This window comes from Corynebacterium vitaeruminis DSM 20294 (genome assembly GCF_000550805.1).
Lineage (GTDB): Bacteria > Actinomycetota > Actinomycetes > Mycobacteriales > Mycobacteriaceae > Corynebacterium > Corynebacterium vitaeruminis.
Genome location: NZ_CP004353.1, coordinates 2368255 through 2389452 on the forward strand (window position 1 = coordinate 2368255; position 21198 = coordinate 2389452).

15 protein-coding genes, 4 tRNA genes and 3 rRNA genes are annotated in these 21198 nt (G+C 61.4%); 5 read left to right on the forward strand and 17 right to left on the reverse strand.

Going from position 1 to position 21198, the window contains the following annotated elements; genetic code table 11:
• Positions 1–101 precede the first annotated feature (101 nt).
• From B843_RS10735 to B843_RS10755, 5 genes are all read right to left on the reverse strand, one after another.
• Positions 102–174 (reverse strand) — tRNA-Ala (locus tag B843_RS10735).
• 141 nt (positions 175–315) lie between these two features.
• Complete coding sequence (locus tag B843_RS10740; RefSeq protein WP_025253502.1) at positions 316–1035, reverse strand: DsbA family protein; 720 nt, start codon at positions 1033–1035, stop codon at positions 316–318.
• 48 nt (positions 1036–1083) lie between these two features.
• Positions 1084–1569 carry a MauE/DoxX family redox-associated membrane protein gene (locus tag B843_RS10745; RefSeq protein WP_051483585.1) on the reverse strand — a complete coding sequence of 162 codons (486 nt, stop codon included), beginning with the start codon at positions 1567–1569 and terminating at the stop codon, positions 1084–1086.
• A 115-nt stretch (positions 1570–1684) separates the two neighbouring features.
• The gene (gene pgm, locus B843_RS10750) at positions 1685–3352 is read right to left on the reverse strand and encodes a phosphoglucomutase (alpha-D-glucose-1,6-bisphosphate-dependent) (RefSeq protein WP_025253504.1); all 1668 of its coding nucleotides are present in this window, start codon (positions 3350–3352) and stop codon (positions 1685–1687) included.
• 260 nt (positions 3353–3612) lie between these two features.
• The gene (locus B843_RS10755) at positions 3613–4110 is read right to left on the reverse strand and encodes a DoxX family protein (RefSeq protein ID WP_276652566.1); all 498 of its coding nucleotides are present in this window, start codon (positions 4108–4110) and stop codon (positions 3613–3615) included.
• Between the two features lie 237 nt (positions 4111–4347).
• Here B843_RS10755 and B843_RS10760 point away from each other — a divergent pair, with 237 nt between their 5' ends.
• Together B843_RS10760 and B843_RS10765 are read left to right on the forward strand one after the other, a co-directional pair.
• Complete coding sequence (locus B843_RS10760; protein ID WP_025253506.1) at positions 4348–4680, forward strand: fluoride efflux transporter family protein; 333 nt, start codon at positions 4348–4350, stop codon at positions 4678–4680.
• Positions 4677–5003 carry a fluoride efflux transporter FluC gene (locus tag B843_RS10765; protein WP_155895152.1) on the forward strand — a complete coding sequence of 109 codons (327 nt, stop codon included), beginning with the start codon at positions 4677–4679 and terminating at the stop codon, positions 5001–5003. Before B843_RS10760 ends, B843_RS10765 begins: the two co-directional genes overlap by 4 nt.
• A 33-nt stretch (positions 5004–5036) precedes the next feature.
• On the opposite strand, the gene B843_RS10770 is transcribed toward B843_RS10765, so the two are convergent.
• The 6 genes from B843_RS10770 to murA all read right to left on the reverse strand — a co-directional run bounded on the left by B843_RS10770 (position 5037) and on the right by murA (position 15602).
• The gene (locus B843_RS10770; protein ID WP_025253508.1) at positions 5037–7568 is read right to left on the reverse strand and encodes an ABC transporter permease; all 2532 of its coding nucleotides are present in this window, start codon (positions 7566–7568) and stop codon (positions 5037–5039) included.
• Positions 7569–7574: 6 nt separating this feature from the next.
• A complete protein-coding gene (locus B843_RS10775; RefSeq protein WP_025253509.1) occupies positions 7575–8309 on the reverse strand; it encodes an ABC transporter ATP-binding protein in 735 nt (244 codons plus the stop codon).
• A 164-nt stretch (positions 8310–8473) separates the two neighbouring features.
• Positions 8474–8590, reverse strand: a 5S ribosomal RNA gene (rrf, locus tag B843_RS10780).
• A gap of 100 nt (positions 8591–8690) precedes the next feature.
• Positions 8691–11775, reverse strand: a 23S ribosomal RNA gene (locus B843_RS10785).
• A gap of 481 nt (positions 11776–12256) precedes the next feature.
• A 16S ribosomal RNA gene (locus B843_RS10790) occupies positions 12257–13776 on the reverse strand.
• The 16S, 23S and 5S rRNA genes sit together here, the layout of an rRNA operon.
• Before the next feature lie 569 nt (positions 13777–14345).
• Complete coding sequence (gene murA / locus B843_RS10795; protein WP_025253510.1) at positions 14346–15602, reverse strand: UDP-N-acetylglucosamine 1-carboxyvinyltransferase; 1257 nt, start codon at positions 15600–15602, stop codon at positions 14346–14348.
• Positions 15603–15661: 59 nt separating this feature from the next.
• Between murA and B843_RS10800 the strand changes: the two genes are divergently transcribed.
• Complete coding sequence (locus B843_RS10800) at positions 15662–16243, forward strand: cob(I)yrinic acid a,c-diamide adenosyltransferase (protein WP_025253511.1); 582 nt, start codon at positions 15662–15664, stop codon at positions 16241–16243.
• Positions 16244–16313: 70 nt separating this feature from the next.
• Here B843_RS10800 and ramA read toward each other — a convergent pair whose 3' ends face one another.
• Positions 16314–17156 carry an acetate metabolism transcriptional regulator RamA gene (ramA, locus tag B843_RS10805; protein ID WP_025253512.1) on the reverse strand — a complete coding sequence of 281 codons (843 nt, stop codon included), beginning with the start codon at positions 17154–17156 and terminating at the stop codon, positions 16314–16316.
• A gap of 622 nt (positions 17157–17778) precedes the next feature.
• Between ramA and cysK the strand changes: the two genes are divergently transcribed.
• A complete protein-coding gene (gene cysK / locus B843_RS10810; protein ID WP_025253513.1) occupies positions 17779–18714 on the forward strand; it encodes a cysteine synthase A in 936 nt (311 codons plus the stop codon).
• A gap of 207 nt (positions 18715–18921) precedes the next feature.
• Positions 18922–19488 carry a serine O-acetyltransferase EpsC gene (gene epsC, locus B843_RS10815; protein ID WP_025253514.1) on the forward strand — a complete coding sequence of 189 codons (567 nt, stop codon included), beginning with the start codon at positions 18922–18924 and terminating at the stop codon, positions 19486–19488.
• A gap of 80 nt (positions 19489–19568) precedes the next feature.
• Here epsC and B843_RS10820 read toward each other — a convergent pair whose 3' ends face one another.
• The 5 genes from B843_RS10820 to B843_RS10840 all read right to left on the reverse strand — a co-directional run bounded on the left by B843_RS10820 (position 19569) and on the right by B843_RS10840 (position 21180).
• Positions 19569–19853, reverse strand: coding sequence for a GNAT family N-acetyltransferase (locus tag B843_RS10820; RefSeq protein WP_025253515.1), 285 nt, complete (start codon positions 19851–19853; stop codon positions 19569–19571).
• A 111-nt stretch (positions 19854–19964) separates the two neighbouring features.
• Positions 19965–20591, reverse strand: a complete 627-nt coding sequence (locus B843_RS10825) for a GNAT family N-acetyltransferase (protein WP_025253516.1) — start codon at positions 20589–20591, stop codon at positions 19965–19967.
• Between the two features lie 124 nt (positions 20592–20715).
• Positions 20716–20791 (reverse strand) — tRNA-Phe (locus tag B843_RS10830).
• 21 nt (positions 20792–20812) lie between these two features.
• Positions 20813–20886 (reverse strand) — tRNA-Asp (locus B843_RS10835).
• Between the two features lie 217 nt (positions 20887–21103).
• Positions 21104–21180: transfer RNA gene (locus B843_RS10840), tRNA-Asp, on the reverse strand.
• Positions 21181–21198: the final 18 nt, after the last annotated feature.

Below are 21198 nucleotides of genomic sequence, written 5' to 3' on the forward strand. Positions count from 1 at the left end.
GACGCCCTGACGGTTCTCCAACCCCAACTACTCCCGGCGGGGGTGCATTGACCCCGAACGCACAAAACCCGGTTACAGATCTCTCTGTAACCGGGTATCTGTGGAGCTAACGGGATTCGAACCCGTGACCCCCACACTGCCAGTGTGATGCGCTACCAGCTGCGCCATAGCCCCGCAGTGAATATGTTCCATATCCGCTTGCATGGGATATACTACGTCCACAGTGCATGAAAAAACAAAACGTGTGGTCACGGGCGGTTTTTGGACATGAAAAAACGGGGCCGCTTGGCGCGAACCCCGTTTCTTTTTTAGCGGTTAGGCGGTCGCCTGCTGGACCCAGGTCTCGAGCCCGGAGGTGACCTCGGTGCCGTTGATGAACACGCGCGGGGAGGACACCTGGCCGCCGACCTTGGTCAGGTTGTCGGCGTTGGCGGTGGCCTCGTCGCGGAAGGCTGCCATCTCGGAGCCGTCCTTGATCTTGTTCACGGTGTCGGAATCGACGCCGTACTGGGCGGCGACGTCGCCGAACTTGGCGTTGTCCCACTGGCCGTAGATGTCGGACTGGTCGGCAAGAAGCATGGCGCGGTAGTTCCAGTAGGACTCGGCGTTGCCGGTCTGCGCGATGAGCTCGGCGGCGGTGCCAGCCTTGGTGGAGTTGCCGTCCTCGGCGCCGCGGTCGAGGAAGTTAAGCGGGTGGATGGTGACCACGATCTTGCCGTCCTCGATGGCCGTCTTCATGTCGGCGTCGGTCGCCTTGGCCAGCTCAGCGCAGTGGGGGCAGGAGTAGTCCTCGTAGAGGTCGACCTGCTTCGCATCGGCCGCGGCATTCTCGGCGGCCAGCTTGATGGTGCTGCCCTCGGCGGTCACCGAGAACCTGACGGACTCCTTCGCGCGGTCGGCGTACTCGTTGTTCGAGGCCTGCTTGCCGTTGATGACGATGTAGGTCACGACGGCGACGATGACAACCAGCAGGGCCAGGATGGCCCACAGGAAGTTGTTCGACTTTTCGTTCGGGTTCTTGATCTTGTTACTCACTAATCCATCCTCGGTTGGGGACTTGGGGGCTTGCACCAGTTGCCAGCGCTACGGGTGCAGTGCAAACTTCCGGTACGGGCGGTAGGCCGTCCACATCGACATAAAGATAAAGACTACGTCGCGCAGAATGGTCAAAAGATAGTCCATTCCCTGACCATCCGGCGTGGCCTTCTCGCCGAAGCAGCCGCAGTCGATGACGAGCCCTCGGGCCCACGCCTGCGAGATGCCGACGATGAACAGCACGAGCACCGCCGTCGAGAGCCATCCCGCGTATCGTAGGAAGATGCCCAAGAACAGCAGCGCCGCGCCAGCGATCTCCAGCGGACCGATCACCTGCGCGATAAGCAGGGACCAGTCGGGGCCGAAGATCTCATACGCCTCGACGGACTGGGCGGTGTGAATGAGCCCCTGGGTGGACTTTTCCACCCCGGCGAGCAGCCACACCGCGGCCAACCCGAATCGGGATATGAAGCTTACGATCTCCCCCGCACGCCCGCGCGCGAGCGATAAGGGATTATCAACACTGTCAGCCACGCCTTGCACTTTAGTAGACCTTGCAATCTCTATGAAAGTAAGAGGCACGAATCAACCGAAAGTTTATGATGACATATCAACATAAACTTTCGGCCGATTCAACCCCTACGGGAAACTACGCGTTGCCACCTTGGAGAACCTCGGTCACCAGCGCTTGGGCGGCGGCCTGGACCTCCTTCAGGTGATCTTCGCCACGGAAGGACTCCGCGTAGATCTTGTACTTGTCCTCGGTTCCCGACGGGCGGGCGGCGAACCACGCGTTCTCGGTGGTCACCTTGAGCCCGCCGATCTTGGCGCCGTTGCCCGGAGCCTCGGTAAGCTTCGCGGTGATCGGCTCGCCAGCGAGCTCGGTCGCGGTGACCTGCTCCGGGGAGAGCGCCTTGAGGATCGCCTTCTGCTCGCGGTTGGCCTCGGCGTCGGTGCGGGCGTAGGCCGGGGCGCCGTACTGGGCCGCCAGCTCCGCGTAGCGCGCCGACGGCGTCTTGCCGGTCACGGCGGTGATCTCGGAGGCCAGGAGGTCCAGGATGATGCCGTCCTTGTCGGTCGACCAGACGGTGCCGTTGTGGCGCAGGAAGGACGCGCCCGCGGACTCCTCGCCGCCGAAGCCGACGGAGCCGTCGATAAGGCCCGGCACAAACCACTTGAAGCCCACCGGCACCTCGACCAGCTTGCGGCCCAGGTTGGCCACGACGCGGTCGATCATGGAGGAGGACACCAGCGTCTTGCCCACGGCGGTGTCGGCGGCCCAGCCCGGGCGGTGCGCAAAGAGGTACTCGATCGCGACGGCTAGGTAGTGGTTAGGGTTCATGAGGCCCGCGTCCGGGGTGACGATGCCGTGGCGGTCGGAGTCGGCGTCGTTACCGGTGGCAATGTCGTACTTCTCGCGGTTCTTGACCAGCGAGGCCATGGAGTTCGGCGAGGAGCAGTCCATGCGGATCTTGCCGTCGGTGTCTAGGGTCATGAACCGCCAGGTGGCGTCGACCAGCGGGTTGACCACGGTGAGATTGAGCTTGTGCGCCTCGGCGATGGCCCCCCAGTAGTCCACGGAGGCGCCACCCATGGGGTCCGCACCGATGGACAGGCCGGAGTTGCGGATGGCCTCGATGTCGACCACGTTCGGCAGGTCCGCCACGTAGGAGTCGAGGTAGTTGTGCTTGACGGTGCGCGGGTCGAGCACGCCCGCGACCGGGGTGCGCGAGACGCCGGCGAGGCCCGCGCGCAGCAGCTCGTTGGCGCGGTTGGCGATCCAGTCGGTGGCGTCGGTGTCGGCCGGGCCGCCGTTCGGCGGGTTGTACTTGAAGCCGCCGTCGCGCGGCGGGTTGTGGGACGGAGTGATGACGATGCCGTCGGCGCGCTTCGGGTCGGTGCCGGTCACGCCGCCCGCGAGCTTTGCGTTGTGGGCGAGGATGGCGTGCGAGACCGCCGGGGTGGGCGTGTAGCGGCCGCGGTCGTCGACCAGCACGGTGATGTCGTTAGCGAGCAGCACCTCGAGCGCGGAGATCATGGCCGGCTCGGACAGGGCGTGGGTGTCGCGGCCGATGTAGACGGGGCCGCCGATGTTGTTGGCGCGGCGGTAGTCGACGATCGCCTGCGTGGTGGCCAGGATGTGATCCTCGTTGAAGGCGGTGTCGAGCGAGGAGCCGCGGTGCCCGGAGGTGCCGAAGGAGACCTGCTGGTCGGGGTTGTTCGCGTCCGGCTTGCGGGTGTAATACGCCGTGACCAGCTCGGCGATGTCGATGAGGTCCTCGGGAAGCGCGACAAGACCTGCGCGGGGGTGTGCCATTGAAGTCTCCTTCACAACGGGGCAATCGTGAGGTTGCGGTTTTGTGCCCGAACAGGCGGGGGTGCCTGCCCGGTTTACCCCTATATTGTCCTCGCTTTTCCGGCTTCCTGCAGGCCGAAGTGGGCAAAACGATGCCCCGCCACCCCTAAAATTGCCAGCCCGCATGAAAGAAACCGGCCCCCGCGTTAACGAAAGGCCGGTTCATCAGCTCCGATGTACGAGGCGCGCCGCCGAAGGTGATCGTCGACAAGCACAATGCCCTAGGCGTAAAGGGCAAACCTCTTGAACGGGCGGAAGTAGGTCCACAGCATGAGGAAGATGTAGAAGCAGTCGCGGGCGATGGTCTTGGCGTAGTTCATGCCCACCTCGCTGCTGATGCCCTCATTGCCGAAGCAGCCGCAGTCGGTGACGATGCCGCGGCTCCAGGCCTGCGAGATGCCGACGATAAAGAGGATGAGCACGATCGTTCCCACCACCGACGACTTCCGCAGGAAGATGCCGAGCAGGAGCAGGACGCCGCCCGCGATCTCGAGCGGGGCGATAATGTGCGCGAGCCCGTTGGCCCACGCGTCGGAGAAGATGTCATAGCCCTTGATCGACTGCGCCGTCTCCATGTAATGGCCGAGCTTCGCGGTGCCCGCCTTGATCCAGATGTAGGCCATGTAAAAGCGGGCGATGAAGCTCACCGCGTCTAGCACCGTCGTTTTGTTGAGGGTGAACCGCTTCGCGTTGTCTGTGTTATTCGTAGTTGTAGTCACCCAGTCGACTGTAGCGAGCCTGAGCGGGCGCGCAAAGTGGTAATTCGTCACGTCTAGTGGCCGCGACGGGTTCCGGTGCATCGTTCTAGGCGCCGCGACCTGCGTGTTTCCTTGCTCACTAAGTTTGTTGTCACGTCCCCTAAATGAGACGAGGGTTACTCACTTTTGCATGAAATTCGAGGTGGCACAGGAGGCGCCTGCGGTGCCGGTGGAAGGCCGCGTCATATACTAAGACCCATGTTTCAAGCCTTCGCCGTCGGCCTCGGCGCCGCGTGCGGTGCGCTGGCCCGTTACGGCGTCACCGCCGCGCTCGGCGGCTCCGCGCTGGGTCTGCTGGGGGTCCTGCTCCTCATCAACGCGCTCGGCTCCTTCCTCATGGGCCGCTTCCGCCCGCCCGCGGTCTTTGGCACCGGTTTCCTCGGCGGATTTACCAGCTTCTCCGCGTTCGCCCTCGCGCTCACCGGCGCCGCGTTCCTCCCCGCCGCGGGCTACGCGGTGCTCACCGTCGTCGCCTGCGTCGGCTGCTGGTGGTTGGGCGATTCGCTTATCGACGCCAAGGCGGGCCGATGATCATCCTCGCCATCGCGCTCGGCGGATTCCTCGGCGGGATCCTGCGCTACCTTCTGTCCAAGGCACTGCCCGCGCTCTGGGGCACCTTCGCCGCCAACGCGGCGGCCTGCCTGCTCCTCGGCTACGCCTCGGCCGCCTCGCTCTCCCCCGCCGTCACGGCGCTTCTCGGCACCGGCATCGCGGGGGCGCTGTCGACGTGGTCGACGCTGGCCAAGGAGTTGGGCGGGCTCGGGAAGTCCCGCTCCTACCGGCGGCTCGGCGTCTACCTCGTGGGCACCGTGTTGGTGGGGGTCGCCTGCGTCATGCTCGGGCGAGCCCTCTAGGTCGGCCGAGCCCCTGCTCGCCCCCGCTCGCCCCTACTCCGCGATCGCCTCGAGCGGCGGGGTCTTCGCCGCGTTGCGCGCCGGCCACAGCGCCGCGATGATACCGACCACCCCGGCACCGATGAGCAGCAGCACCAGCTGCGAGTAGGGCACCGCGATCGTGTTCAGGCCCTGCGAGGAGAGCACCTTGAGGAAGGCCCAGCCCAGTCCGAGACCCAGCACGATGCCGGTGAGCGCCCCGTAGAGGGCGATCTGCACCGACTCGATGGTGATCATCGACCTGATCTGGGAGCGCTGCGTTCCCACCGCGCGCAGCATGCCAATCTCCTGGCGGCGCTCGATGACGTTGAGCGCTAGGGTGTTGATGATGCCGATGACGGCCACGATCACCGACAAGGCGAGCAGGGCGTAGAGGATGTTGAGCATCTGGGTGACGGAATCGACCTGCGCGCCCGCGTACTCCTTGGCGGTGCGCACCTGCACGACGAGGTAGTCGGCGACGGCCTGCTCGAGGTTGGGGCGCAGGTTCGGGTCGGTGCCGTTGACGAGGATCGCCACCATGTTGGCGCTCGCGTCGCGGGCGGTCTCCTTCACCGTGGCGTCGGAAAGCTGCATCTTGCCGAGGATCTTGCTGGGGCCATAGGTGCCGATGAGCGTGGCCTGTCCCAGGTCCTCGCCGAGCACGCCCACGACCGGGTAGGACTGGCCGATCTGCCAGCCGTTGGCGGCCGCGAAGTCGCGGTCGGCGATGAAGACGTCGGCGGGATTGAGGTCGAAGCTGCCCTCGGTATCGGTGAGGTTGATCTCCTTCGACAAGTCCCCGGTGCTCACGTAGGTCATCGACGGGATCTGCGGCGCCGGCGAGGTTACCGCGCTCTGGCCGTCGATAGTGACCTGCGAGTAGGCGATGGTGGCCATCGAGTCCACACCCGGGGTGTTCCTCACGGCGTCCGGGACGGCGACGGGGATGGGGAAGCTGCCGTCGCCGGGGCCGGAGAGCACGTAGTCGGCTTGGACCTCCGAGGAGACCAGGTCGTCGACGCTCGCGCGCATCGTCGCCGAGAGCATCCCGATGGCGGACACGAGCGCCACGCCCAGCGTGAGGGCGAAGGCGGTGGTCGCCGTCCGCTTCGGGTTGCGGCGGGAGTTCGTCGCCGCAAGCTTGCCGACGGCGCCAAAGGGAAGACCGATGATCCTGCCCAAGACCCCCACCACCGGGATAGAAAACGCGGGCGAGGCGAGGAAGAAGCCGACGATGCAAGCAAACGCCCCGATGCCCACCGCGATGGCGGCCTTCTTCGTGGACCAATCCTGCGCGGAGACCGCCAGCGCGATGATGGCGATGCCGCCGAGGATGCCGACGGCCCCGATGATCGTGCGCGCCACAAGCGAGGAGCCGGAGGCGGATTCCGTGGAGCGCATGGCCTCCACCGGACGGACGGAGCCCGCCTTCCGCGCAGGCGCCCACGCGCTGACGACGGTCACGACCGTGCCCAGCGCGAGCGGCACCAGAACCGACAGGGCCGTCAGCCCCATCGACGCGTTATCCAGGGGCATGCCCATCCGGGACATCACGTACTGGATGATCTGCACCAAGCCCGCGCCGGCGGCAACGCCCACCGCGGAGCCGATGACGCCGACGATGAGCGCCTCCACGACCACGGAGGCGGTGAGCTGGCGGCGGGACATGCCGAGCGCCCGCAGCAGCGCGAACTCCTTGAGCCGCTGCGCCACGAGCATGGCGAAGGTATTAGCGATGATGAAGGTGCCCACCAGCAGGGCGATGAGCCCGAAGGCGACGAGGAAGTAGTTGACGAAGCTCAGCGCGGTCCGAATCTGCTTGGTCAGGTCCGCGGAGAGAACCGAGGCCGCCTGGAAGGTGACCTCGGGATGGTTGGCCTGCAGGATGCCGACGAGGTCGGCGTCGTGCGCCTCCGACCCCTGCACCAGCACCGACTTCACTCCCCATTCGGAGCTGTAGATCGACTGGTAGGCGTCCGCCGCCATGAACACGCCGACCCCGTGGGACGCCCCGTCCTCCTTGGAGATGAGGCCGCTCACCGTGTACGTGTGTTGCGCGGTCGGGTCGACGACGATGAGCTGATCGCCCACCGCGATGCCGTATTTCTCGGCGGATCCCTCGTCGATGGCCACCTCGCCCTCGCCTACCGGGTTGTTGCCAGAAACGATCGCGCGGGCCTTGCCCACCGTATCCTCCGGCGGATACCACGGGCGCAAAGTCGAGGTGCCCGACCCGGTCTGAATCGGGTCTGCGGCCCCCTTGGCCACGACGACATCGGTGGACTCGTACAGGTTGGTCTTGGCCACAGCAGGGTCCTGCTTCAGCTCTTCCAGCTGCTGGGTCTTGATGAGCCCGGCGTCCGAGCTCGCCACCGCATCGACGCCAGCCAACGAGTCCGCGACGGCCGAGTCGAACACCGCGTTGAGCGAGGCCGTGAACATCATCGCGCCCGAGACGAACGCCGTGCCGAGGACCACGGCGATGACGGTCAGGAACAGGCGAAGCTTGTAGGCGAGCACCGAACGGATGCTCAAACGTGCCATCGTCACTTAGAGGTCCTCGATTCCGGACATCGTCTTGAGGATCGAGTCCACCGTGGGCTCACGAAGCTCGTGCACGATGCGACCGTCCGCGAGGAAGATCACGCGATCGGCATAGGATGCGGCACGCGGGTCGTGGGTCACGATCACCACCGTCTGCTCGTCCTGATCCACAGCCGTACGAAGGATGCTCAAGACCTCGGCGGAAGAGTTCGAGTCGAGGTTGCCGGTCGGCTCGTCACCGAAGATGATCTTGGGGCGTGCCACGAGGGCGCGGGCGCACGCCACGCGCTGCTGCTGACCGCCGGACAGCTCGGCCGGCCGATGGGAGAGCCGCTCAGTAAGCCCGAGCCGAGAAGTGACCTCGTCGAACCAGACCTTGTCGACCTTCTTGCCGGCGATATCCAGCGGAAGGGTGATATTCTCCGCCGCAGTCAGCGTGGGAACGAGGTTGAAGCTCTGGAAGATGAACCCGAGCCGATCGCGGCGCAGCGTGGTCATCTTCTTGTCATTAAGCCCAGCCAGGTCGGTGTCGCCGATGAAAGTAGACCCGCTCGAGACACGATCAAGACCCGCCATGCAGTGCATGAGGGTCGACTTGCCCGAACCCGAGGGCCCCATGATCGCGGTGAACTCGCGCGCAGCGAACTCCACGTTGATCCCCTTGAGCGCGTGGACCGTCGTGTCCCCCGAACCGTACTTCTTTTCTAGGTTCACCGCACGAGCCGCGACCGAAGAATTCATGTAATTACTCCTTGAAAGACAGTTAGAACTAGCCTACAGAGCAAGAATCTTCAGCCACAAAACATCGACAGCTGCCACCCCTGTGCTTTTTGCTTTTCGACGTCTATAGCAACGAAGGCCTCGGCAGGGGGTTCCTGTCGAGGCCTTGGTTTTTTTGAGTTTTTGGTCGGCGGTGTCTTACTCTCCCACACCCTCCCGGGTGCAGTACCATCAGCGCTGTTGGGCTTAGCTTCCGGGTTCGGAATGGGACCGGGCGTGTCCCCAATGCTATAACCACCGACACGATTAATTTGTGGTGTTTGTGTTATGCGGGATACTGCATAGTGAACGCGATACGTTGTGTTGTTTTTGTTTTGTTTTTGTTTTGTTTGATTATGTGTGTTGGTTGTTTGTCGGTAAATTAGTACCAGTCGCCTTCACACCTTACGGTGCTTCCAGGTCTGGCCTATCAACCCCATAGTCTGTGGGGTACCTCAAGTGAAACCTCATCTTAAAACAGGCTTCCCGCTTAGATGCTTTCAGCGGTTATCCCTTCCGTACGTAGCTAACCAGCCCTGCCACTGGCGTGACAACTGGCACACTAGAGGTACGTCCGTCCCGGTCCTCTCGTACTAGGGACAGCTTTCTTCAAGTTTCAACGCGCGCGGCGGATAGAGACCGAACTGTCTCACGACGTTCTAAACCCAGCTCGCGTGCCGCTTTAATGGGCGAACAGCCCAACCCTTGGGACCTACTCCAGCCCCAGGATGCGACGAGCCGACATCGAGGTGCCAAACCATCCCGTCGATATGGACTCTTGGGGAAGATCAGCCTGTTATCCCCGGGGTACCTTTTATCCGTTGAGCGACACCACTTCCACACGTAGGTGCCGGATCACTAGTCCCTACTTTCGTACCTGCTTGAGCCGTCACTCTCACAGTCAAGCTCCCTTGTGCACTTACACTCAACACCTGATTGCCAACCAGGCTGAGGGAACCTTTGGGCGCCTCCGTTACATTTTGGGAGGCAACCGCCCCAGTTAAACTACCCACCAGGCACTGTCCCCAACCCAGATCATGGGCCAAGGTTAAGGTGCTCAATCCGATCAGAGTGGTATTTCAACTTGCGACTCCACCCCACCTAGCGATGAGGTTTCATAGTCTCCCACCTATCCTACACAAACCGAACCAAACACCAATACCAAGCTATAGTGAAGGTCCCGGGGTCTTTTCGTCCTGCCGCGCGTAACGAGCATCTTTACTCGTACTGCAATTTCACCGGGCCTGTGGTTGAGACAGCAGGGAAGTCGTTACGCCATTCGTGCAGGTCGGAACTTACCCGACAAGGAATTTCGCTACCTTAGGATGGTTATAGTTACCACCGCCGTTTACTGGGGCTTAAATTCTCCGCTTCGCCCACACAAGGGTGGGCTAACAGGTCCTCTTAACCTTCCAGCACCGGGCAGGCGTCAGTCCGTATACATCAACTTCCACGTTTTCGCACGGACCTGTGTTTTTAATAAACAGTCGCTTCCCTCTATTCTCTGCGACCACCACCAGCTCAACCAGTCTGTCACCAGCAGTGGTCCCCCTTCTCCCGAAGTTACGGGGGCATTTTGCCGAGTTCCTTAACCACAGTTCACCCGAACGCCTTAGTATTCTCTACCTGACTACCTGTGTCGGTTATGGGTACGGGCCATGTATACACATCGCTAGAGGCTTTTCTTGACAGTACAGGATCACCAACATCCCCAAAAAAATGGGTACGCATCACGCCTGACCCTTTCATGCAACGCGGATTTACCTCTCGTTGCGGGCTGCACGCTTACACCACAATCCAGTAAGTGGCTTGGCTACCAACCTGTGTCACCCCATCGCTTGGCTACTACCACGTCAGGTCCCACGCAGCCCCACACACAATCAACAAGTTGACAACGTGTGGTTTTGGGTGGTTAGTATCCATGATTCACCAGTGGGCGCATATACACGGGTACGGGAATATCAACCCGTTGTCCATCGACTACGCCTGTCGGCCTCGCCTTAGGTCCCGACTCACCCTGGGAAGATTAGCTTAACCCAGGAACCCTTAGTCATCCGGCGGATATGTTTTCCACATATCAGTCGTTACTCATGCCTGCATTCTCACTCGCACACACTCCACACCATCAGTTACCCGGGCGCTTCACAGCGTGCACGACGCTCCCCTACCCAACCAGAAAAACTGATTGCCGCGGCTTCGGCGGTGTACTTGAGCCCCACTACATTGTCGGCGCAGAACCACTCGACCAGTGAGCTATTACGCACTCTTTCAAGGGTGGCTGCTTCTAAGCCAACCTCCTGGCTGTCTTCGCGATCCCACATCCTTTCCCACTTAGTACACGCTTAGGGGCCTTAACCGGCGATCTGGGCTGTTTCCCTCTCGACCAACGGAGCTTATCCCCCGCAGTCTCACTGCCGTACTCTGACTTCACTGGCATTCGGAGTTTGGCTGACATTGCTAAGATTGTGGTCCCGCTCAACCAACCAGTAGCTCTACCTCCAGGAAGAAACACACGACGCTGCACCTAAATGCATTTCGGGGAGAACCAGCTATCACGGAGTTTGATTGGCCTTTCACCCCTACCCACAGCTCATCCCCTCAGTTTTCAACCTAAGTGGGTTCGCGCCTCCACAGCATCTTACTGCTGCTTCACACTGGCCATGGGTAGATCACCCCGCTTCGGGTCCAGAACATGCCACTACAAACACCCTGGTTAGGATTCGCTTTCGCTACGACTACCCCACACGGGTTAACCTCGCGACATGCCGCTGACTCGCAGGCTCATTCTTCAAAAGGCACGCCATCACCCCACAAAGAGGCTCTGACGGATTGTAAGCACACGGTTTCAGGTACTATTTCACTCCCCTCCCGGGGTACTTTTCACCATTCCCTCACGGTACTTGATCCGCTATCGGTCAACTTAAGTATTTAGGCTTACCGGGTGGTCCCGGCAGATTCACAGCAGATTCCACGAGCCCGCTGCTACTCGGGGACAACAACAACCACCACCATCACACATCAACGTACGGGACTGTCACCCTCTACGGCAGGTCATTCCAAACCACTTCCGCTCGCGCAATGATAAAAATGGCTTCTAGCTGGCAGACTAAAAACATCGAAACCCCACAACACCACACACACAACCCCTGCCAGGTATCACATGCGCACGGTTTAGCCTCATCCACGTTCGCTCGCCACTACTAGCAGAATCATTACATTTATTTTCTTCTCCTACGGGTACTGAGATGTTTCACTTCCCCGCGTAACCCCCACACCGACTATGAATTCATCGGCAGGTAACCGCACATAACCACGGCCAGGTTTCCCCATTCGGACATCCTCGGATCAACGCTCTATTGGCAACTCCCCGAGGCTTAACGCAGCCTTACACGTCCTTCATCGGCTTAAGCTGCCAAGGCATCCACCGTGTGCCCTTAACCAAACAACACAACAACAGATACTTACAAACAAAAAACACTAAGAACAAAGAATAAAAAACAACAAACCCCCACCCCCAACACCACACAACAAAGTGCAGCGACATAAAAGGGGGTGGAAACAAATTGCATCGCGTCCACTATACAGTTCTCACACAACACACCCACACCACACAACAACAACCCACCACACAAACGTGGAAACGATCATCACCGCATCATGCAGGCCACCAGAAACACACATCATGCATGTTCCAGACACCCAACAGCATGCCAACCACAACGCACTTTCTTTGCCACCCTTACAGGTGCGACTTGTTTAACGTGTACTCCCACGATCAACGATGCCCCCCCTTTACGCACCCACAACACTTGCAGGCACCAACAACACGATGTTGTAAGGAAACATCCTTTAGTGGTGTGATCCACCTGGATAAAAACAAAATAAACAATTTGGTGGCAAACCTGCCACCACAAAATAAAACTCCATAGAAAGGAGGTGATCCAGCCGCACCTTCCGGTACGGCTACCTTGTTACGACTTCGTCCCAATCGCCGATCCCACCTTCGACCACTCCCTCCCAAACGGGTTGGGCCATGGGCTTCGGGTGTTACCAACTTTCATGACGTGACGGGCGGTGTGTACAAGGCCCGGGAACGTATTCACCGCAGCGTTGCTGATCTGCGATTACTAGCGACTCCGACTTCATGGGGTCGAGTTGCAGACCCCAATCCGAACTGAGGCCGGCTTTCAGCGATTCGCTCACCCTCACAGGCTCGCAGCGCGTTGTACCGACCATTGTAGCATGTGTGAAGCCCTGGACATAAGGGGCATGATGATTTGACGTCATCCCCACCTTCCTCCGAGTTAACCCCGGCAGTCTCTCATGAGTCCCCACCATCACGTGCTGGCAACATAAGACAAGGGTTGCGCTCGTTGCGGGACTTAACCCAACATCTCACGACACGAGCTGACGACAACCATGCACCACCTGTATACAGACCACAAGGGAAAACGTATCTCTACGCCGATCCTGCATATGTCAAGCCCAGGTAAGGTTCTTCGCGTTGCATCGAATTAATCCACATGCTCCGCCGCTTGTGCGGGCCCCCGTCAATTCCTTTGAGTTTTAGCCTTGCGGCCGTACTCCCCAGGCGGGGCGCTTAATGCGTTAGCTACGGCACAGAAGTCGTGGAAGACCCCTACACCTAGCGCCCACCGTTTACGGCATGGACTACCAGGGTATCTAATCCTGTTCGCTCCCCATGCTTTCGCTCCTCAGCGTCAGTTACTGCCCAGAGACCTGCCTTCGCCATCGGTGTTCCTCCTGATATCTGCGCATTCCACCGCTACACCAGGAATTCCAGTCTCCCCTACAGCACTCAAGTTATGCCCGTATCGCCTGCACGCCCGAAGTTAAGCCCCGGAATTTCACAGACGACGCGACAAACCACCTACGAGCTCTTTACGCCCAGTAATTCCGGACAACGCTCGCACCCTACGTATTACCGCGGCTGCTGGCACGTAGTTAGCCGGTGCTTCTTATACAGGTACCGTCACAAAAGCTTCGTCCCTGTCGAAAGAGGTTTACAACCCGAAGGCCGTCATCCCCCACGCGGCGTCGCTGCATCAGGCTTGCGCCCATTGTGCAATATTCCCCACTGCTGCCTCCCGTAGGAGTCTGGGCCGTATCTCAGTCCCAATGTGGCCGTCCACCCTCTCAGGCCGGCTACCCGTCGACGCCTTGGTAGGCCATTACCCCACCAACAAGCTGATAGGCCGCGGGCTCATCCCTAACCGAAAAAACTTTCCACAACCGACACTAAACGATTGTCCTATCCGGTATTAGACCCAGTTTCCCAAGCTTATCCCGAAGTCAGGGGCAGATCACCCACGTGTTACTCACCCGTTCGCCACTCGAGCACCCAGCAAGCTGGGCCTTTCCGTTCGACTTGCATGTGTTAAGCACGCCGCCAGCGTTCGTCCTGAGCCAGGATCAAACTCTCCACAAAAAACAAGAAAAAAACCTTGTCCAACATTCTGGGAAAGCCCAAAACCAAGCAAAAAAAACAAACAACCAGCACACCACCACACAAACAATGTGCAATGGCATAAAAAATGATTGTCCAAAAAAAAAGATGATACATGTGCACCCACCCGACGGGGCAAAAAGGCACACACAAAAGCCACTCACCAGTACCAGTAAGCACCCACCATCACAGCACAGTCTTTAACAAGCAAGCCACACTTGCCAGCCACACCACACCATAACAGCACACACAAACCACACCAACAAGCAACAAAAAAAGTACAAAATTGGCACACTATTGAGTTCTCAAACAACATGAACACGCAAAACGACAACCCCAACTTGAAGGGCAACCACTTCGCGGTCCGGTTAACCAACATATCATCCCGCTTGAACGAGAGTCAAACTCAAAGTTAACCAGGTTTCTTTGTCGCCTTCTAGCTACTGGCTAGCACCAGGCCGTCCCGGCGACTCGCACTAAGTTACTCACCACCGCCAGCTAACACAAATCCGCTGGTCAACCCGCCAAAGGCGAACGTCGACAAGCAAATGCTAATCGGAGACTCGCTCGATGGTGGCGCCGAGGCTCTGGAGGAACTCGACGAACTTCGGGTAGCCGCGGTCGATGTGGTAGACGTCGTGGACCTCGGTCGTGCCATCGGCGCACAGCGCGGCGAGCACGAGACCGGCGCCGGCGCGGATGTCGGAGGACCACACCGACGTGGAGGACAGCTGATCGACCCCGCGCAGGACAACATGGTGCCCGTCGACGGTCGCGTCCGCGCCGAGGCGCGTCATCTCGTCGACGAAGCGGAAGCGTGCCTCGAAGATGTTCTCCGTAATCACGCTCGTGCCCTTCGCGATCGCGGAGATCCCGATGGCCATCGGCTGAAGATCCGTCGGGAACCCCGGGAAGGGCAGCGTCTGGTAGTCGACCGCGATGGGACGGTGGTCCATGCGCACGCGGAAGCCGTTTTCGTAGGTCTCGATGTCGGCGCCGGCGACCTTGAGCTTTTCCAGCGGGAGGTGCAGGTGGCGCGGCGCGATGCCGCCCACGGTGATGTCGCCCTGGGTCATGACCGCGGCGTATGCCCACGTCCCGGCGACGATGCGGTCGCCGATGACCTCGTGGGTGGTGGGGTGGAGCTTGTCCACGCCGTCGATCGTGATGGTGGAGGTGCCCTCGCCCTCGATCTGGGCGCCCATGGCCTTGAGCATGAGGCACAGGTCAACGATCTCGGGCTCGCGTGCCGCGTTGTCGAGGACCGTGCGCCCCTTGGCCAGAACCGCGGCGGTGAGGATGTTTTCCGTGGCCCCCACGCTGGGGAAATCGAGGTTGATCTCGGCGCCGTGGAGCTCCTCCGCCTCCGCGACGACCGCGCCGTGCAGGATGCGCGTGGTCGCCCCCATCTTCTCCAGCCCCGACTGGTGCATATCCAGCGGGCGGGAGCCGATGGCGTCTCCGCCCGGCAGCGCTACGACGGCGCGCCCGCAGCGGGCGGTGAGCGGGCCGAGCACACACACGGAGGCGCGGAACTGGCGGACGGCCTCGAAATCGGCGTCGGAAGAGACCTCGGCCGGAGTGGTGATGGTGACGGTTGACCCTTCGATGGCGACCGTGCACCCGAGGCCCTCGAGGACGTCCTTCATGAGCGGGACGTCAAGAATCTCCGGACAGTTGGTTAGGACGGTGGTTCCCTCTGCCAACAGCGCCGCGGCCATGAGCTTGAGGACGCTGTTCTTGGCCCCGCTGACCTTGACTGCGCCGCGGAGCCGGGATCCTCCAGTAACAAGAAATCTATCCTTCACCCCCATAACCCTACCCAACCCTGCGACGAAGTGGCGGGTGCTCGTCTACGGTGGGCATTATGGCTGTTCACCTGACGAAGATCTATACCCGCACCGGCGACGACGGCACCACCGCCCTCTCCGATTTCTCCCGCGTGCCCAAGTCCGATCCCCGGCTCAACGCCTACGCCGACTGCGACGAGCTCAACGCCACCCTGGGCCTTGTCCTCGCGCTCGGCAACCCCTCCGAGAAGGTCGCGGCCACCGTGCGCCGCATCCAGAACGAGCTTTTCGACGCTGGCGCTGACCTCGCCACTCCCAATAAGGAAGATCTGGGCTACGAGCCGCTGCGCATCACTCAGGAGTACATCGACCGCCTCGAGCGCGATTGCGACGCCTACAACGAGACCCTCGAAAAGCTCGACTCCTTCATCCTGCCCGGCGGCACTCCGGCCGCCGCCTACCTCCACATGGCCCGCACCATCGCGCGCCGCGCCGAGCGCGCCGCGTGGGTGGCGGTCAAGGAGTTCCCCGAGACCACCAACGTGCTGCCAGCGAAGTACCTCAACCGCCTGAGCGACCTTTTGTTTATCCTCTCCCGCGTCGCAAACGACTCTAACGACGTGAAGTGGGTCCCCGGCGGCAGCCGCGAGGAGGCATAGCACTTTCTACAAAGACAGACGCGCCGGACTTCAGCTGGGAAGTCCGGCGCTCTCCTCTATTAGCCTTGGATCACGGCAGCGCGCCGATGCGGCGAGCAGCGTTGACCGCCTCGTAGCGGGTGTGCGCGCCCAACTTGCGCATGACGGAACGCAGGTAGCTCTTGACAGTCTCGGCGCCGATGCCCATCTCCTCTGCGGCCTCCAAGTTGGTGTGGCCGAGCGCGACGCAGGAGAGCACGTCGAGCTCGCGGGCGGACAGCTTGGTGGTCTGCTTGACCCGGACCGGGGCGACCATCTGGTCGCACAGCTCCTCGAGCTCGGCGCGGATGTCGTCCTGCTCGATGCGGTTGGCCAGCATACGCAGCTTGGAGTGGGTGGAGCGGATCTGCTCCCACTCGGCGCCGTTCATGAGGCGCCCCTGCTTGTTGGTGCCGGAGCGAACACCCTCGTTGCGGCGGGCAGCGGCATTGACCGCGAGATCCTGCTCCAGGGTGCGGGCGGTCATAGTGACCTCCTCGATCACCTTGTCGCCCAGGCGCACCGGCGAGTGGACGCCCACGTAGAGGACGCCGCGCACCTCGCGGTTGACGATCACCGGGACGGCGACGATGGAGTGCAGGCCCTCGTCCTGGATGATCGCGTCGTTTTCGTGGGAGATCACGTTGGCGCGGGTGTAGTCGCTCACGCCGACGGGGCGGCGGGTGGACAGCACGCGGCCGCCGACGCCCACGCCGGAGTCGATCACGAGGTTCTGGAGGGCTGGGGTGCGCAGGCCGATCCACTGGCTGATCTGAAGCCGGTTGTCCGGCAGAACGGTGGCATACATCGTGACCGGGATTCCAGTCGCGGTCTTTAGAGACGCCAATGCGGAACGGATTGCGTCATCATCTTCCTTGACGCGCTGTGCTTCCACGCTCATCCTCCTGAAAATCCCCCGCCTATTGGGGGGTGTCCACTCTTTTGGGGTGAAGTATAGCCACTCGTCGGGGGTATTGGAAACCCGTCATTTCAAAAAGTCAAACACAGATTTCGCTCCGGAGAACACAGCATCGGGGGCATTATTTGGGCGAAAATGCGAACTTGAACGGTTCACTACCCCCGCTGTCGGGACCGGCCCGTAAAGCTCATTTTTCCATGGTGTTGGAATTATTAGCCCGTTATAAAAGGTGCCATCAGGTGATTTAGAACAATATGCACAATCGTCAAAACATACTTTGGCCGATTTGTTCCTATCGAGCACCCCCGACAGAACTACACAACCGCCCTTACCCCCTCACCTCACGAAAACAAAAATTTGCACCCTTTGCCGCCCCGTTCTGGCAGCGTTCTGTGTTAGCAAGATCACTACCTTTCAGATTCGCAACGGTGAGACGGCAGAAAGCTTGTTAAGTAGACAAGCTGTTCTATTTGAAAAGACCACTCGGTCTAGCGAAACCGGGGAAAAGCATGTATTGTGTTGTCATCGCGTTCGGTAGCGCATGGCTACCAGCGCCTTTAACGAATTCACTGCTTTTAACTAAAGGAGCCTTTCAATCATGGCCAAGGTCTATGACAACATCCTTGACACCATCGGCAACACCCCGCTGGTGCGCCTTAACCGCCTCACCGAGGGCCTGGGTGCTACCGTTCTCGCCAAGGTCGAATTCTTCAACCCGGCCAACTCCGTGAAGGACCGCATCGGCAAGGCGATCGTCGACGCCGCCGAGGCGGCAGGCGAGCTCAAGCCGGGCGGCACCATCGTCGAGGCAACCTCCGGCAACACCGGCATCGCCCTCGCCCTCGTGGGCGCGGCCCGCGGTTACAACGTCGTGCTCACCATGCCCGAGACCATGTCCCTCGAGCGCCGCGTCATGCTCCGCGCCTACGGCGCTGAGATCGTCCTCACCCCGGGTGCCGCCGGCATGCAGGGCGCCGTGGACAAGGCCAACGAGATCGTCACCGAGCGCGAGAACGCCATCCTCGCCCGCCAGTTCGCCAACGGCGCCAACCCGGAGATCCACCGCCAGACCACCGGCGAGGAGATCTGGGCGGACACCGAGGGCAACGTCGACGTCTTCGTGGCTGGCATCGGCACCGGCGGCACCGTCACCGGCGCCGGCGAGACCCTGAAGAAGCACAACCCGGAGGTCAAGGTCTACGGCGTCGAGCCGGAGTCCTCCGCGCTGCTCAACACCGGCAAGGCCGGCCCGCACAAGATCCAGGGCTTGGGCGCCAACTTCATCCCGGAGGTGCTCAACCAGAAGATCCTCGAGGAGGTCCTCACCATCTCCAACGAGGACGCCATCGCCACCTCGCGCGCCCTCGGCGCCCAGGAGGGCATCCTCGGCGGCATCTCCGCCGGTGCCAACGTCAAGGCAGCCCTCGAGCTGGCCGCCCGCCCCGAGTTCGCGGGCAAGACCATCGTCACCGTGATCCCCGACTTCGGCGAGCGCTACGTCTCCACCGTCCTCTACGAGGACATCCGCGACTAATTCCTAGCGGAAACGCCACCCCCTTCAGGCATAATGTCCTGAAGGGGGAATTTTATTCTCCGGGTCCGCGTTGTGCTTTCCGACGCCACGCCCGCAGCGCCCTCACAATCGGCGCTGTTGGGGCGGCCTGCCCCTTCCCCGGCGGCCCCACCGCCGCCCCCAGGGAAGGTTTTCGCACAGAAAATTTCGCTGATAGGGTCGACATCTATGTACCGCTTAGTCCAGATGATCCGAGAGGATCTGTCCAACGCGCGCGAGCACGATCCCGCCGCGCGTGGCGATGTCGAAAACGCCATCGTCTACTCGGGCCTTCACGCCATTTGGGCGCACCGCGTCGCCCACTGGCTGTGGCTCCGCGGATTCAAGGGATTCGCCCGCATCCTGGCCCAGAGCACCCGCTTCCTCACGGGCATTGAGATCCACCCAGGGGCCACGATCGGCCGCCGCTTCTTCATCGACCACGGCATGGGCATCGTCATCGGCGAGACCGCCGAGATCGGCGACGGCGTCATGCTTTACCACGGCGTGACCCTCGGCGGGCAGGTGCTCACCCAGACCAAGCGCCACCCCACCATCGAGGACAATGTCACCATCGGTGCCGGCGCCAAGGTGCTCGGCCCCATCACCGTGGGCCGCGGCAGCGCCGTGGGCGCCAACGCGGTGGTGACCAAGGACGTCCCGCCGGAGCACATCGCCACCGGCATCCCGGCCAAGAACCGCCCGCGCGGCAAGGACGAGAAGATCAAGCTGGTCGACCCGGATTACTACATCTAAAGGACCCACTACGAAACATAGGCCGCCGCCTCCCGGAGCAATCGGTGAGGCGGCGGCCCTATTATCGTGTGCGTGCCGTGCTAGGCGACGAGGTCTTGGTACTCCGGGTTCTTCTTTATGAAGCCGTCCACCGCGGAGCAGGTCGGCACGACGCCAAGCCCGGCCTCGCGGGTGTCGTCGAGGGCGGCCTTGATCAGCGGCTTGGACAGCCCCTGCCCCTGGAACCCGTCGTGGACCACCGTGTGATTGAAGTCGCGTCGGCCCGCGCCCTCGTCCTCGCAGTACTCGCAGAATCCCGCGACGGTGCCGTCCACGAGGATCTCGTAGCGGGAATCTTCCTGGTTGTGGCGTACTTCCTGTGCCATAAAACGTCCTTTCCTCGGGCCGGGCGGCCCCACGCATAGATAAACACGACGTGCGTCTTGCTTATTTCCCATTGTGCACCAAAGCTGTGTGCCACGTCACCGTTTTATGCGTCAGGCCCAGTCCACGGGCAGCTGGGGCGGACGCCACATGGCGAGCTCGTACACGGCCCCCGACTCGTCCGGGATCGCCCCCAGGACCACGAAGCCGAGCTTCTCGTACAAGCGCGCGGAACGGGCCGTGGTGGCCTCCAGATACACCGCCTGCCCGACCGCCCGCTCGAGCCCGCTGCCGATGAGGGCGCGGCCCAGGCCCTGTCCCTGGGCCTCCGGGATGGTGGCCACCGTGTGCAGGTACCAATGGGGAAAGCGCGGCTCATACTTCGCCGTGCGCAGCTCCCTGAGGGCGTTGGCCACGAGGTCCGCGCCGAGGACGCGGACGTAGTCGCCGATCATGCCCATCTGGTCGGCGAGATTCAGGTGGTTTCCCGGCACGTCCCACAGCGCGCAGGCCAGCAGCTGCCCGTCGGCCCCCTCGACGACATCCACGTGGCCTTCCGGGTAAAAGTGCTTGCGCAGCTGGAAGATGAAGATTTCGCGCAGGATCTCGAACGCGTTGGCGTTCATCTTCGAGGTGATGCGCTGGTACGCGGGATCATGCTTGAAGGCCCGGGCAAGAACCTGCGCCACCTGCGGGAGCTCGCTCGTTGTGGCCTGCCGAATGCTAAAACTGTCAGTCATGATCCACCACCCCTTCGTCCCGCGGCCTTATGCGCGGGGTCAGAAATACGAACCTTGAACCCCCATTGTGCCAGAGCGCAGCGAAAAGCCCCAGCCTCAACGAATGAGAACTGGGGCTTTCCTGTGGTGGCACGGACCAGGATCGAACTGGTGACCTTCCACTTTTCAGGCGGACGCTCTACCAACTGAGCTACCGCGCCACTGCCAGTTAAACTGACGAGCGACCCTGACGGGACTTGAACCCGCGACCTCCGCCGTGACAGGGCGGCGCGCTAACCAACTGCGCCACAGGGCCATAATTTGCCGCAGGGAAACTCCCTTGCAACGAGTTGATACATTACACAGTCACTAGGAACGAGCGCAAATTAGCACGTCAGGGCGGTTATTCGCATTCGGCTGGGCAGGGCGGAGCCAAGGGAGCAGATGTCTTCTACCCCACACCTGGCGGACTGCGTACCGAAGGCGTCGAAAAGCGAAAAAGACCGCACCGAGTTGCTCGATGCGGCCATTCTTGGCGACCCTGACGGGACTTGAACCCGCGACCTCCGCCGTGACAGGGCGGCGCGCTAACCAACTGCGCCACAGGGCCATATGATTTTATTCAACT